11 protein-coding genes and 1 pseudogene are annotated in these 13,284 nt (G+C 67.7%); 4 read left to right on the forward strand and 8 right to left on the reverse strand.

Annotated elements, in window-relative coordinates:
* Window positions 1-361: 361 nt before the first annotated feature.
* Window positions 362-937 (forward strand): glycosyltransferase, encoded by a 576-nt coding sequence (locus Y704_RS20725; protein ID WP_275451066.1) that lies wholly within the window; start codon window positions 362-364, stop codon window positions 935-937.
* An 88-nt stretch (window positions 938-1,025) separates the two neighbouring features.
* Here Y704_RS20725 and Y704_RS0111325 read toward each other — a convergent pair whose 3' ends face one another.
* From Y704_RS0111325 to Y704_RS0111335, 3 genes are all read right to left on the reverse strand, one after another.
* Complete coding sequence (locus Y704_RS0111325; protein ID WP_026550203.1) at window positions 1,026-3,245, reverse strand: NADP-dependent isocitrate dehydrogenase; 2,220 nt, start codon at window positions 3,243-3,245, stop codon at window positions 1,026-1,028.
* 85 nt (window positions 3,246-3,330) lie between these two features.
* Window positions 3,331-4,938, reverse strand: coding sequence for a bifunctional phosphoribosylaminoimidazolecarboxamide formyltransferase/IMP cyclohydrolase (gene purH / locus Y704_RS0111330; RefSeq protein WP_026550204.1), 1,608 nt, complete (start codon window positions 4,936-4,938; stop codon window positions 3,331-3,333).
* Between the two features lie 150 nt (window positions 4,939-5,088).
* Window positions 5,089-6,039, reverse strand: a complete 951-nt coding sequence (locus tag Y704_RS0111335; RefSeq protein ID WP_035772489.1) for a PDDEXK family nuclease — start codon at window positions 6,037-6,039, stop codon at window positions 5,089-5,091.
* Between the two features lie 212 nt (window positions 6,040-6,251).
* On the opposite strand from Y704_RS0111335, the gene Y704_RS0111340 reads away from it, so the two are divergent.
* Window positions 6,252-7,601 (forward strand): MFS transporter, encoded by a 1,350-nt coding sequence (locus tag Y704_RS0111340; protein WP_026550206.1) that lies wholly within the window; start codon window positions 6,252-6,254, stop codon window positions 7,599-7,601.
* A gap of 110 nt (window positions 7,602-7,711) precedes the next feature.
* Here Y704_RS0111340 and Y704_RS0111350 read toward each other — a convergent pair whose 3' ends face one another.
* The 3 genes from Y704_RS0111350 to purN all read right to left on the reverse strand — a co-directional run bounded on the left by Y704_RS0111350 (window position 7,712) and on the right by purN (window position 10,047).
* Window positions 7,712-8,308, reverse strand: a complete 597-nt coding sequence (locus tag Y704_RS0111350) for a DUF6318 family protein (protein ID WP_026550207.1) — start codon at window positions 8,306-8,308, stop codon at window positions 7,712-7,714.
* Window positions 8,309-8,459: 151 nt separating this feature from the next.
* The gene (locus tag Y704_RS0111355) at window positions 8,460-9,476 is read right to left on the reverse strand and encodes a magnesium and cobalt transport protein CorA (RefSeq protein WP_026550208.1); all 1,017 of its coding nucleotides are present in this window, start codon (window positions 9,474-9,476) and stop codon (window positions 8,460-8,462) included.
* Between the two features lies 1 nt (window position 9,477).
* Window positions 9,478-10,047 carry a phosphoribosylglycinamide formyltransferase gene (gene purN, locus Y704_RS0111360; protein ID WP_026550209.1) on the reverse strand — a complete coding sequence of 190 codons (570 nt, stop codon included), beginning with the start codon at window positions 10,045-10,047 and terminating at the stop codon, window positions 9,478-9,480.
* Window positions 10,048-10,086: 39 nt separating this feature from the next.
* Here purN and Y704_RS0111365 point away from each other — a divergent pair, with 39 nt between their 5' ends.
* Window positions 10,087-10,731 carry an MATE family efflux transporter gene (locus Y704_RS0111365; protein WP_026550210.1) on the forward strand — a complete coding sequence of 215 codons (645 nt, stop codon included), beginning with the start codon at window positions 10,087-10,089 and terminating at the stop codon, window positions 10,729-10,731.
* 27 nt (window positions 10,732-10,758) lie between these two features.
* Here Y704_RS0111365 and Y704_RS0111370 read toward each other — a convergent pair whose 3' ends face one another.
* The gene (locus Y704_RS0111370) at window positions 10,759-12,039 is read right to left on the reverse strand and encodes a cell division protein PerM (protein WP_026550211.1); all 1,281 of its coding nucleotides are present in this window, start codon (window positions 12,037-12,039) and stop codon (window positions 10,759-10,761) included.
* A 57-nt stretch (window positions 12,040-12,096) separates the two neighbouring features.
* Window positions 12,097-12,852: a sulfite exporter TauE/SafE family protein gene (locus Y704_RS0111375; protein ID WP_035772491.1), complete on the reverse strand. Its 756-nt coding sequence runs from the start codon at window positions 12,850-12,852 to the stop codon at window positions 12,097-12,099.
* A gap of 49 nt (window positions 12,853-12,901) precedes the next feature.
* Here Y704_RS0111375 and Y704_RS20730 point away from each other — a divergent pair.
* A pseudogene (locus Y704_RS20730) lies at window positions 12,902-13,284 on the forward strand (DUF1684 domain-containing protein); the annotation flags it as partial.

Raw genomic sequence — 13,284 nt, forward strand, 5'->3', positions numbered from 1 at the left:
TCGCGTCCTCGGCCCGGCGCATCACACTGCACCTGCCCGAATCCTGGCCCTGGCAAAAGAACTGGGAGAAGGTCTTCAAAACCGTTTACCCACCACCGCAACCAGCCTGAACCTCCGCCCACCCAGCCGCTCACGGCGCAACCGAAAACAACAGTGGAACATCCCCGGACAGACAGGCCCGGAGATCAAACCTGCCGCCAGCCGGAAACACAATCCAAAATCAAAAACCGGCACTCACCACCAGCCCACCGGTGGATTCAGGCTCGTAGGCCGACAGGGAAGGAACGCAGCACCGCCCGCCGCGACGCTCATGCCCATCAGCCCCGCCGTCCTCAGGCGGCCCCGGGACTGGCCGAGCACCATGCACCTCACAGGCCCTTGGCGCACCAGACAACCGGGTTCTGTGCCGAACGAAGTGTCCGACTTCATCGCCGGCGGGAACTTTGTCTACGCCGGGTTCGGGTCGATGGTCGCAGGCGATCCTGTCGCCCGTGCACGGGAGGTGGTGCGCGGCATCCGGGACCACGACGCCCGCGCGCTCGTCGCAACCGGGCTCGGCGGACTTCGCGTTCCGCCGGACCTCAGGGGCGACGACGTTCTGGTCACCGGCTCGGTCGCCCACGACGCGATCCTGCCCCAAGCACAGGCGGCAGTCCACCACGGAGGCATCGGCACGGTCCAGGCAGCCACCGCCGCTGGCACAGTGTCGATCATCGTGCCGTTCATAGCCGATCAACCCTTCTGGGGCGCCCGCCTGCAGGAACCCGGTCTCTCGCCACGACCGATCCGGCAGCGAACACTCACCTCGACTCGGCTTACTGCAGCACTGTCGGACGCCGTGAACTGCCGGACCGCAGTGCGAGCAGCGGCGCACACCATGGCGACCGAGGGCGGAGCCGGCACTGCACTGGCCGTACTCGAGACCCTCCACCCGTGATCCGATCATCACCGTACGAAAGGACGAGCCCTCCCGGGCCATCCCCTGCCTGTGCGGCAGCGGCCCCGTGTCCGCACAGGACAGCTGATCAGCCGAGGATCGCCAATACTTCCTGCAGCTTCGCCGAGGGACGCATGGCAGCGGCCACCCTGGTGACGTCCGGGTGGAAGTAGCCGGCGATATCGACCGGCGATCCCTGCACGGCGTGGAGTTCGGCGACGATGGTCTCCTCGTTCGACGCCAGTGCTTCGGCCACCACGGAGAAGGCCTGCGCCAGGTCGGCATCCTCAGCCTGCCGTGCGAGTTCGTCGGACCAGTACTGGGCCAGGTAGAAGTGGCTGCCCCGGTTGTCGATCTCCCCCACCCGGCGGCTGGGCGACTTGTTCTCGAGCAGGAAGGTGCCGGTGGCACGGTCCAGGGTGTCGGCGAGGATCTGCGCGCGCGCGTTGTCCGTCGTCGTCGCCAGGTGCTCGAAGCTCACGGCCAGCGCGAGGAACTCGCCCAGGCTGTCCCAGCGGAGGTGGTTCTCACGAACGAACTGCTGAACGTGCTTCGGCGCTGAACCGCCCGCACCGGTCTCGAAGAGGCCTCCACCGTTCATGAGGGGAACCACCGAGAGCATCTTGGCGCTGGTGCCCAGTTCGAGGATGGGGAACAGATCGGTGAGGTAGTCGCGCAGCACGTTGCCGGATACCGAGATGGTGTCCTCGCCCCTGCGGATCCGCTCCAGGGTGAAGGCCGTGGCCTTCTCCGGCGTGAGGATGTCGATCTGCAGGCCCTCGGTATCGTGCTCCCCCAGATATTCCCGAACCTTGGCGATGAGGTTGGCGTCGTGGGCGCGGCCCTCGTCGAGCCAGAATACGGCGGGCATGCCCGAGGCACGGGCGCGTGTGACGGCGAGCTTGACCCAATCACGGATCGGCAGGTCCTTGGTCTGGCAGGCCCGCCAGATGTCGCCGGGCTGGGCGCCGTGTTCGATGAGAACGGTTCCCGAGCCGTCGACCACCTGCACCGTGCCGGCGGCCTGGATCTCGAAGGTCTTGTCGTGGCTGCCGTACTCCTCGGCGGCTTGGGCCATCAGTCCGACGTTCGGGACGGTACCCATGGTGGTCGGGTCGAAGGCGCCGTTGGCCCGGCAGTCGTCGAGGACGCTCTGGTAGACGCCGGCGTAGCTGCTGTCGGGAATGACAGCGAGGGTGTCGGCTTCCTCGCCCTCAGGACCCCACATGTGCCCGGAGCTGCGGATCATGGCCGGCATGGAGGCGTCGACGATGACGTCGCTGGGGACGTGGAGGTTGGTGATGCCCTTGTCGGAATCGACCATGGCCAGCTTCGGTCCGTCCGCCATCCCCTTGTCGATGGCTGCCTTGACGCCGTCGCGCACGTCGGCGGGCAGTGTGTCGAGACCGTTGAGGATGGACGCGAGCCCGTTGCTCGGGCTGAGGCCGGCCGCGGCCAGCCGGTCACCGTAGGTGGCGAACACCTCGGGCAGGCATGCCTTCACCACATGGCCGAAGATGATCGGATCGGACACCTTCATCATGGTGGCCTTCAGGTGCGCGGAAAACAGCACACCTTCCTGCTTCGCGCGGGAAACCTGTGCTGTCAGGAACTTGTCGAGGGCAGCCGCACGCATCACGGTACCATCCACGACCTCGCCGGCGAGCACGGCGACGGAGTCCTTCAGCACGGTGGTGGTGCCGGCGTCGTCGGTGAACTGGATCCGCAGGGTGTCGTCTGCCTCGATGACCACCGACTTCTCGTTGGAGCGGAAGTCGTCAGCGCTCATGGTGGCTACGTTGGTCTTCGACTCCGGCGTCCACGCACCCATGCTGTGCGGGTTCTGGCGGGCAAAGTTCTTCACCGAGGCGGGAGCACGTCGATCCGAGTTGCCCTCACGCAGCACGGGGTTGACGGCGCTGCCCTTGACCTTGTCGTAGCGCGCGCGGACGTCCCTGTCCTCATCGGTGGAGGGGTTGTCCGGGTAGTCCGGCAGCGCATACCCCTGGCCCTGCAGCTCAGTGATCGCAGCCTTGAGCTGCGGGATCGACGCGCTGATGTTGGGGAGCTTGATGATGTTCGCTTCGGGGGTCTTCGCGAGGGCGCCGAGTTCGGCGAGCGCGTCGCTCATCTGCTGCTCGTCTGTCAGGCGGTCACCGAAGAGGGAGATGATGCGCCCGGAGAGCGAGACATCGCGGGTCTCCACCTCCACACCGGCGGTCGAGGCGAACGCCTCGATGATCGGCAGGAACGAGTAGGTGGCCAGCATGGGCGCTTCGTCGGTGTGGGTGTAGATGATCTTGGCCATTGGTACGGCGTCTCCCTGGGAATTCGGATGCTATGGATTTCGGGGTGTCCCGTCGGGTCTAACCTACCCGAGGGGATCGGTGCGGCTAGTGGAAGAAGTGCCGTGCACCGGTGAGGTACATGGTGGCTCCTGCGGCATTCGCGGCGTCGATGATCTCCGAGTCACGCACCGACCCGCCCGGCTGGACGACGGCGCGCACGCCTGCGTCGAGCAGGATCTGCAGGCCGTCCGCGAACGGGAAGAACGCGTCCGACGCCGCCACCGCACCACGGGCCCGCTCCTCGCTGCCGAGGGTGTTGGCCCGTTCGACGGCGAGGCGGCACGAGTCGAGCCGGTTGACCTGACCCATCCCCACCCCGACGGACGCTCCACCGCTGGCGAGGAGGATCGCGTTGGACTTCGCCGCGCGGCACGCCTTCCAGGCGAAGGCGAGGTCGGCGAGGGTTGCCTCGTCGGCCGCGGTACCTGCGGCAAGCGTCCAGTTGGCGGGATTGTCGCCGTCGGCATCGAGCGTGTCCACCATCTGCAGCAGCACGCCGCCGGAGACCTGGCGCATCTCGGCGGGGTCGCGGCGGTAGCCCTCGGGGAGGACGAGCAGGCGGATGTTCTTCTTCGCGCGGAGGATTTCGAGGGCGGCGGGCTCGAACGACGGCGCGATGACCACCTCGGTGAAGATGTCCTTGATCGCGTTCGCCATGCCCGCGGTGACCTCGCGGTTGGCGGCGATGACTCCCCCGAATGCTGATATCGGATCGCACGCGTGGGCCTTGGCGTGGGCGTCGGCGATGGCATCCCGTGCATCGGGTGAGGCGACGGCGACGCCGCACGGGTTGGCGTGCTTGACCACCGCGACGGCGGGCTCGTCGAAGTCGAAGGCCGCGCGCAGGGCGGCGTCGGCGTCCACGAAGTTGTTGTAGCTCATGGCCTTGCCGTGCAGCTGGTCGGCCTGGGCTATGCCCGGGGTTGCGGCTTTCTCCACGTAGAGGGCCGCCTGCTGGTGGGGGTTCTCGCCGTAGCGCAGGACCTCGGAACGCTCCAATGCCAGACCGGCGTAGGCGGGCCAGGCGTCGCCGTCGTCGGTTCCGTCGCCGAACTGGGCTGCGGTCCACGAGGCGACGGCGGTGTCATAGGCGGCGGTGTGCGCGAAGGCGAGCGCGGCCAGCCGGCGCCGGGCATTGAGGTCGAAGCCGCCCTCGGCTGCCGCTGCCACGACGTCGTCGTAACGGGCCGGATCGACGACGACGGCGACCGACGGATGGTTTTTCGCTGCCGACCGGACCATCGCTGGGCCGCCGATGTCGATCTGCTCGACGACGTCGTCCTGCCCTGCCCCGGACTGCACGGTCTGGACGAACGGGTACAGGTTGACGACCACGAGGTCGAAGGGCTCGACGCCCAGTTCGGCAAGCTGGTCGACGTGTTCCTGACGGCGCCGGTCGGCGAGGATTCCGGCGTGGACTTTCGGGTGCAGGGTCTTGACGCGCCCGTCGAGGCACTCCTGGAAACCCGTCACCTCCGCGACCTCGGTCACCGGAACCCCGACGCCGGCGATGCGCTGGGCGGTGGATCCAGTGGACACGATGGCCACTCCTGCTCGGTTCAGTCCCAGGGCCAGCTCCTCCAGTCCCGTCTTGTCGAACACCGAAATGAGTGCTCGTCGAATGGGAACGCGGTCACGGTGGGTCAGGGACACGCAAATCTCCGTCTGGTCTTCGGAATGGGCCGTCCCAAGTCTATAGCGGCATCACTCCGGCGGCATCTCCTTGCCGGCACCGCCTTGGCGGCGTCTCCTTATCCACATCGACTGCGCACCACTTACCGGTTCCACCCCGAAAACCCGTCATTACTGCGCACCGGATGCGGCGGCACGGGCGAGCGCATACCGGATCCGCTCCATCGAGGCGGCTACCCTCCCCGGTTCAAGGTGCGGTTTGCTGAAGCGCAGCACCGTCCATCCGAGGGCCCGGAGCCGCTCATCGCGCTCAATGTCCCGGCTCCACTGGGCGGGGTCGAGAAGATGGTGCTCGCCCTCGTACTCCAGGGCAATCCGGTACTGCGGGTACTGCAGGTCAGGGCGGGAGACCCGCCGTCCGGCCGGATCGACAATCCAGCCGTTCACCACGGGCTCGGGCAACCCTGCGTCGAGGATGAGCATCCGCAGGGTGGACTCCGGCGCCGAATCCACCCCTGGGCGCACCAGGTCGAGCGCCTCTCGTGCCCGCCGGATGCCGCGGGCGCCGGCACGGCGTTCGACGACGTCGGCCAGTTCGTCCGGCCGGCACAGCGGATCGGGGAGGTTGAGTGGAGCCCTGCGGAACGGCGCATCAGGGCGGCGAAGGAGGGAGTCCCCCGCGGCAACGAGCTCGTGCAGGCTGAGGGACTCCGCAAGATCGGTCCAGGTCCACGCCGGCGAGGTGACCGTCACGCCGTAGATGACGACGACGTCGTTCCCTGTGAGGCCGGCGCGGTGCCCGACCACCCCAATGCGCCGGGGGGCAGCGGTGCCAAGGGGCCGGGTGAGATGGACGGTTTTCCGGAGCTGTAGCCGGGATGGCAGCAGGATTCCCCAGAGCAGCGCCGCCGTTGCATGGCTGGCTGCCGTGTGACCGGTCAGCGAGGTGAGCGACGCCGCGAGGTCCTCCAGCAGGACCTCCGTTCCGCCGGGATGCCTCAGGCTTCGGGAGGAACGGTCGAGGTCGGCCCGGCGCAGCCGTGCGGGCCCGATGCCGAGCAACCGCGCGTCGTCGATGGTGAAACAGGTGCGGCCTGCGGGGAGGGGGATGTCCGGGCACATACCCCTAGCGTGGGGCGAACCGGGGCAGTGCTGGAGTTTTCCACAGGCTATCGGCGCACCGACGGATCCAGTGTGCAGCACTTACCGGATTACCCGGCCGGACCCGTATCTGCTGCGCACTGGATGGAGGCGCAGCCGAACCACCGAACGCCGCGCGGTGAGGCAGGGAACGGTAAGGTGTTGCAGGCATCGAGCCCGTCCAGGAAGGCACCGTGAGCGCTTACACCGAACTACCCACCGGAGACCAGGTGGTCCAGGATCTGCCGTGGCGCTGGCGGGTCCAGGGAAAGATCTTCCTCATCGGCGGCCTGGGCTTCATGTTCGATGCCTGGGACGTCACCCTCAACGGCTACCTGATCCCGTTGCTGTCCGACCACTGGGACCTGACCCGGGGCGAGGCGGCCTGGGTGGGAACGGCCAACCTGATCGGCATGGCCGTGGGGGCGTTCGCGTGGGGGTCCATCGCCGACATCATCGGCCGGAAGACGGCGTTCACCGCCACCCTGCTGATCTTCTCCATCTTCACGGTGCTCGGCGCATTCTCGCCGGACTTCGTGTGGTTCTGCGCCTTCCGGTTCCTGGCCGGCTTCGGTCTGGGCGGCTGCATTCCGGTCGACTACGCACTGGTGGGTGAGTTCACTCCCCGGAAGCACCGGGGGCGGGTGCTCACGGCGATGGATGCCTGGTGGCCCATCGGCGCCTTCCTGTGCGGCATCGTGACCACGCTGCTGGTGGCCCGCTTCGACTGGCGCGCGGCGATGCTGGTGATGGTGATCCCCGCCCTGCTGGTGTTCTGGGTACGGCGATCGGTACCGGAGTCCCCGCTGTACCTCGTGCAGCGCGGGCGCACGCAGGAGGCCGAAGCGGTGATCAACGACCTCGTGGACCGGACCGGCGGAATCCGTACCGCGTGGCGGCTGCCGGAACCCGGCGAGGCGCCCAGGCTCTCGATCGGCAGCATATCGGGACAGCTGACGGGGTTGTGGCGGTTCAACTGGCGCATCACGCTGACGGCCTGGAGCCTGTTCTTCACCATCCTGCTCGTGTACTACGGAGCCCTGACCTGGATGCCGAAGATCCTGATCGACTCCGGCTACCCCCAGTCCGTCGCATTCCTCACCACCGCGGTCACGACGGGCATGGGCCTTTTCGGAGTCATCGCCGCCGCCCTGCTGGTGGAGCGCGTGGGGCGCAAATGGATCCTCGCGGTCTCGGGGCCGCTGTCCGCTGTCGTGCTGGTGGTCTTCGCCCTGACCCTCGATCTGCCGGTGGTGGCGACGGCGTGGCTGCTGGTCTTCAACTTCACCATCCAGGTGGCCATCCCCGTGCTCTACACCTACGTCTCGGAGCTGTACCCGACCGAGTTGCGCGGCAGCGGCTTCGGGTGGGCGTCAACGGTGTCCCGCGTCGGTGCAGGCCTCGTGCCACTGATCTTCGGTGCGCTCCTGTGGCCCTACCTGGGCCTGCCGCTGACCTTCGCCATCACGGGCTCACTGGTCCTCGCTGCAGTGCTGTTCATGGCGAGGAACGCGCCGGAAACCAAGGGAGCCGAACTCCCCTAGGAGTGCGCGGTGACGGGCGAGGCCCGCAAGGAAAGGCGCGAAGAACCTCATGCCGGCAGCTGCGGCAGCCACCTCGACCTGCAGCCCGGCGCCCGGTGCGACGCGGAAGCCTAGGCCTCCGGCAGTTCGACGTCGGGCGTCTCCTCGAGCGAGGCGACCGTCCAGGCTCCGTCGGCGTGAACGACGACGGCGGTGTAGGTGGTGCCTCCGGGGCTGAAGGGCCGCTGTTCCTCCACAGCGCCGCCCTCCGAGAACTCGGTGTAGGCACCGGGATTGACGGTGATCAGCGCCGTGACTTCGGCGCCTTCGACCACGGCGTCCTCCGGTGTGGTGACGAAGATGTCAGTGACCTTCGGCTGGCCACCGAGGATCCACCCGCCGTCGGCGTAGATCGACTCGAGGTCCTTCGCGCCATCGAGCTCCGCGGCAGCCCCGTCCACGTTCTCGAGCATCGGAGCAGTGTCCCCGGTCTGCAGTGCGTAGGCCTTGAGGTCGAAATAGTGGAACAGGAAGGCCCTGGCTCCGTCGGCAGTACCTTCCCCTGCGAGCTCGTTGGTCTCGGGCGGGACGATGTTCTCTGCAGCAGCGCTCGAGCTCGCAGGCGTCGGGGCGGCCTCGGACATCGCTTCCGGCTCCGCCGAGCTGCCGCACGCTGTCAACGCCGACAGTGAGAGCGCGGCAACAGCCGTAATCCTGGTGAAATTCATGATCTTCCCAACGGGTGCTGCGGGGCGCCGCACCGAAAATCGGGCGCTGCCCCGGAAAACGGACGGTGACCTGGCCGGGCGGTGATCCGCCCCACCCAGCGTAACCGTAGCCCTAAGCAACTTCCTGCACCCACGGTGTGACGTGCAGCACCTACAGCCAGTGGTTGCGCCGGAAGGTCCAGTACAGGCCTCCGCCCATGGCCGCCATGAGCAGCACGGCGAAGGGGTACCCGAAAGCCCAGTGGAGTTCGGGCATGACATCGAAATTCATGCCATAGACGGAAGCGATGAGGGTGGGCGCGAAGAGGATCGCGGCCCACGACGAGATGCGCTTCACCTCCTCGTTCTGCGCCAGCGAGGTTTCGGTGAGGCGCGTCATCTCCTCGTTCTGCCGCTGCGCGACGAGCGTCGAGTGCACGGTTAACGCATTCTGGAGCAGCGCACGGAACGTATCGACCCGCTCCACCACGCGGATCACGTGGTCGAGCACGTCCCCCATCCTGCTCTTCAGCTCAGGATCGAGCTGGTACTTCTGCGGGCCCCGCTGCAGCGACTCGACCATGAACTGCAGCGGGTGGGTGGCGCGCTGGAATTCGATGACCTCGCGGTGCAGCTCGTAGATGCGACGCGAGACGTCCGGATCTCCCCCGAACAACTCGTTCTCGATCTCGTCGATGTCATTCTCGAGGCCCCGGACCACCGGCTCGTACTCGTCGACCACCTCATCGAGGATCGCGTACAGCACTGCCTGCGGTCCCATCGACAGCAGCTCGGGGCCGTCCTCCATGCGCCGCCGCACGTTGCCGAGGTTCGGTGATTCCGCGTGGCGGACCGTCACCACGAAGTCCTGCCCGATGAACACGTGGAGTTCACCGAACTCCACCTTCTCCTCGGCGTCGAGGTAACGCGCCGGGCGGAGCACGACGAAGAGGGTGTCCCCGTAGCGCTCGAGCTTGGCGCGCTGGTGTCCGTTCGTGGCGTCCTCGACGGCGAGCTCGTGAAGGCCCAGCTCCTGCGCGACCGCCGCGATCTCCCCGACCGAGGGCCGGTACAGGCCGATCCAGCCCATCCCGCCCCGATTCCTCATGAGCTCGAAGGTCTGGTCGAGGTTCTTCGGCTCGAGGCGTTCCCTGCCGTCCACGTAGACGGCGTTGGCTACCAGCGCCATGTCAGGCGTCCCCGTCCGCGAGCTGCCGCAGCGTTTCGATCAGCAACCGCCGCTCCTCGATCTTGATGCGCTCGTGGAGGGCCTCCTCGGTATCCTCCGGCAGCACCGGCACCGCCGCCTGCGCAAGAATGGGGCCCGTGTCCACGCCGGCATCGGCGATCATCACGGTACAGCCGGTGATCTTCACTCCATAGGCCAGCGCATCGCGCACCCCGTGGGCACCGGGGAAGCTCGGCAGGAGTGCCGGGTGGGTGTTGAGGTAGCGGTTGGGGAACGCGTCGAGAAATGACTGGCCGACGATCCGCATGAACCCCGAGGACACCACGTAGTCGGGGCGGTAGGCGGAAACGGCGGCCGTCAGTGCGGCATTCCACTCCGATCTGTCCGGGTAGGCCTTGAAGTCGACGACGAAGGTCCCGACGCCGGCCTCCGAGGCGCGCTGCACGCCGTAGGTACCCGGCCGGTCGGCGCCGACCGCCGCGATGTCGACGTCGAGCGTTCCCGAGGAAACGGCGTCGATGACGGCCTGAAGGTTGGAACCGGTGCCCGACACCAGGACGACTATGCGCATGGCACCACCTTAGGCGCGACGTCGCCTAGGGTTGAACCCATGAAAAACGTCGAGCACCCTGCACAGTCCCCGCAGCGCGGCCCGGACCAGCAGGACGCCGGGCGCCCGTCGGGTGCGTCCGGGCCGGACCAGGCCGACGGCGGCCTTCCGCCAGTGCCGGACGACGGCGCCACCGGACGCTCCAAGGGCCGAGTCCGCCCCGGACGCTCCAGGGACGGCGTTCCCCCCGGGCCGGACGAAAGCCGTCCGGCGGGACCCGGCGGTACTGGACCCGCCGGTACTGGACCCGACGGCGCGAAGCGCACGGGCGACGCACCGGGAAGCACCCGCGCGTTGCTGACCTGGTTCTCGCTCGCGCTGCTTGCGGCGATCGTGGGAAGCGGCATGATGCTGCCGTGGAAGGTGCTCGGACTGGTCTTCGGGATAGCCGCCGTTGTCCTCGGCATTGTCGTGCTGGTCAGGACGGCCGGCGCAAAACTCCCCGGATTCGTCCGGGTGAGCACCGTCGCAGGGCTGATTGCGGCCCTTCTCCTGGTGATCGCCACCGCCGCCGCCGTGGTGCTGTGGCCTCTCACTGAGACGTACGAGGACTGCATCGGCACCGCGCTGACCATCCAGGCGGAGCGGGAGTGCGAGGACGGGCTGCGGGACCTCAACGGACTGCTGTCATCGGGCCGATCCTGAGGTGCCGCCTGCCTGGCCGGTTCCCTGCTAAAGTGCCGCCTGCCTGGACGCAGGCCGCCTGGATTCACGTTCCAGCAACGGACTGAGGGCGTACCCGGCAATCGCCCCGACACCCACTTCGGCTGCAATCAGCAGGCCCACCAGCAGCGGGTCCGGTCCGAGGTCGGTGAGCCGTCCCAGCCCGAGTGAGGCCCGCGACAGCAGGGCGAGCGCCGCTCCGCCGAGCCCTGCAGTTCCTCCCACCAGAAGCCCCATTACCAGGGTCGACGCCGCTGCCGTCAGCCATCGGCGGCTGGATTGAAGCAGGAGCCATTCATCGAAATGGTTCTCGCCCTCGCGGAAGAACCACCACCCGGCGAGAAGTCCAGCCACGAAGGGAAGGGCGAGGGCCGCGTATCCGTACTCGAGTTCACCCGCCGGCAGCGCCCCCAGCACCGGGAACGCAGGCAGCGGGCCGACGGAGGACACGAAGGGACTCAGGGAACTGCCCGAACCGAGCGCGAATCCCGCGCCCGAGGACCACGAAAGAGCCCACAGCACCAGGTTGGGGACGAAGCCCAGTTGGAGAATCGTGAGCATCGCCGCACCGGTGATACCGGCATCGAGCCGCTGGAAGATCGCCGCGATTTCCGCCCAGTGGATGCCTACGGTCACGGCGAGGAGCAGCGCCGACAGACCCACGGCAGCGACCACGGCCAGGAAAGCCGACCGGAGGACCGAGAGCGCATAGGATCCCGCCCAGCGGGAATGCTGGCTGCTGCGGGAGATCCATGATGCGAAATCCACCCCCACGAGCCTGCTCCACGCGCCGGCCTCCCGATGAGCACCGATCACCATGCCGAGGCCCACCGACAGGGGCGGAATCAGCGCACCCGCGGGCAGCGACGCCGCGGCCTCCGCGTTGCTCGCGAAATAGGCTGTGGCCAGGCCCGCCGCCGCGTAGACTCCGAGGCCTCCCAGCAGGGCCTGCCACAGCTGGTCCGTGTAGGACGCCCGCGCGAGCCGCCGCCCGGCGCGCCACGCCAGCAGGAAGGGAAGGAGGATCAGCGCAAGGGGCACCACGTGGAAGAGACCCGACGACGCCTCGGGCGAGAGCACCAGCGGCACCCCGTGCAGCACGAGCCAGCCCTGCCCCGCGAGCTGGGCGGCGGATTCCAGGGAGCGTTCGGCGAAACCGCCGGTCAGCCACACCACGACGACGGGAACCAGTACCAGCACCGCCGACAGAACGGCGGCCTGGCCGAGCTCGAACACCCCCTGCAGCCACAGTGGCATGGGAAGTGCGCCTGGTTTCCGGGTCAGTTTCATCCCTTCAATGGTGCCACCGAAAAACGCCGTGCACGTGACACGACTCGGGGCAGGAGCCTACGCGGTGAGCTCGATGATGCCGCTGACAGTCGCGAGGCCCGCCCCGATGAAGGCGATGACGATGACGGCGAACCGCGCCTGATGGTCGTGGACGAACCGTGAGAGCTTCTCTCCGGTGAATATCCCACCCACGATCACGGCGCCGATCGCCGCCCACATCCAGGGCTCGAGGGCGGGCGCCTGGGAAGGGTCGAGACTCAGTTTGGTGATCAGTGTCACCAGGCCGATCACCGCGAAGAAGGGCTGAAGCGTGGCGGCGAATGGACGCTGGGGCCAGCGGGACAGGAGCGCGTACGCACTCACTGCAGGCCCTCCCACGCCCGCCATGGAGTTGGTGAGCCCCGCAGTGAAGCCCGCCACGACTTTCGGGGCATTCCCCCGGACGACGACGTCGGACCGCTGCAGGAGAAGCGATACGGTCAGGGCAACGAGGACGATACTGCCGACGGTCACCGACAGCGGCGCCGACGGGACGATCACGGCGAGATAGGAGCCGGGCAGCGAACCGAGAAGTGAGGGAAAGACCAGCCACCGGAACATGTTCCAGTCGATGTCCCGCCACACCCGCCCGATGATCAGTGTCGAGGAGACGACGCCGCAGATATTCACCATCAGCACGCCTGTGTGGGGGCCGAGGATGAGGACGAGGAACGGAGCAACGAGCAGGGCGAACCCCAGCCCTGCGATGCGCTGGGCGATGGCTCCGAGGAGGATGGCGGCCAGCACGATGAAGAAAACCCCGAGTGTCACCATAGACACAGTACGCCGGGGCAACAGTTCGATGGGACGGTAGCCTGACGGTATGACTCGAATCACCACCGCTTTGGCCACCGCGGACTGGCGCGCACGGATCTTCGGGCTCTACGCGGACGTTCGGTCATGTTCCGATGCGGAATCACCCGAGACTGCGCACGGGCTATGGCAGGACGGCCGCAACCGGCTGTTCCGGGAGCACCCGGCCTCTCCCCTGGATACCGCCGTGCAGGACCGGTTCACGTCCCTTCGTGTTGCGCCGTACCAGCCGTCGTACCGGCTTGAGACGACGATCAGTGAGGACGGGTCCGGCGAGCGCATGGACGTACCGACCGGCACCGACGGCGTCGTTCCGTTCGAGCGGCTCGGAACCCTGTCGCTGCCGGGACTGGGACAGCTTGCGCTGTGGCGGTTCTCCTCCTACGGAGGAGG

Origin of the sequence: Arthrobacter sp. Br18, from assembly GCF_000520555.1 — a bacterium.
GTDB lineage: Bacteria > Actinomycetota > Actinomycetes > Actinomycetales > Micrococcaceae > Arthrobacter_D.

What these genes read in the sequence shown, in the direction of transcription:
- Y704_RS20725 (WP_275451066.1), top strand. Translation starts at nt 362, where the DNA reads ATGCACCTCACAGGCCCTTGGCGCACCAGACAACCGGGTTCTGTGCCG.
- Y704_RS0111325 (WP_026550203.1), bottom strand. Translation starts at nt 3,245, where the DNA reads ATGGCCAAGATCATCTACACCCACACCGACGAAGCGCCCATGCTGGCC.
- Y704_RS0111335 (WP_035772489.1), bottom strand. Translation starts at nt 6,039, where the DNA reads ATGTGCCCGGACATCCCCCTCCCCGCAGGCCGCACCTGTTTCACCATC.
- Y704_RS0111350 (WP_026550207.1), bottom strand. Translation starts at nt 8,308, where the DNA reads ATGAATTTCACCAGGATTACGGCTGTTGCCGCGCTCTCACTGTCGGCG.
- Y704_RS0111355 (WP_026550208.1), bottom strand. Translation starts at nt 9,476, where the DNA reads ATGGCGCTGGTAGCCAACGCCGTCTACGTGGACGGCAGGGAACGCCTC.
- purN (WP_026550209.1), bottom strand. Translation starts at nt 10,047, where the DNA reads ATGCGCATAGTCGTCCTGGTGTCGGGCACCGGTTCCAACCTTCAGGCC.
- Y704_RS0111365 (WP_026550210.1), top strand. Translation starts at nt 10,087, where the DNA reads ATGAAAAACGTCGAGCACCCTGCACAGTCCCCGCAGCGCGGCCCGGAC.
- Y704_RS0111370 (WP_026550211.1), bottom strand. Translation starts at nt 12,039, where the DNA reads ATGAAACTGACCCGGAAACCAGGCGCACTTCCCATGCCACTGTGGCTG.
- Y704_RS0111375 (WP_035772491.1), bottom strand. Translation starts at nt 12,852, where the DNA reads ATGGTGACACTCGGGGTTTTCTTCATCGTGCTGGCCGCCATCCTCCTC.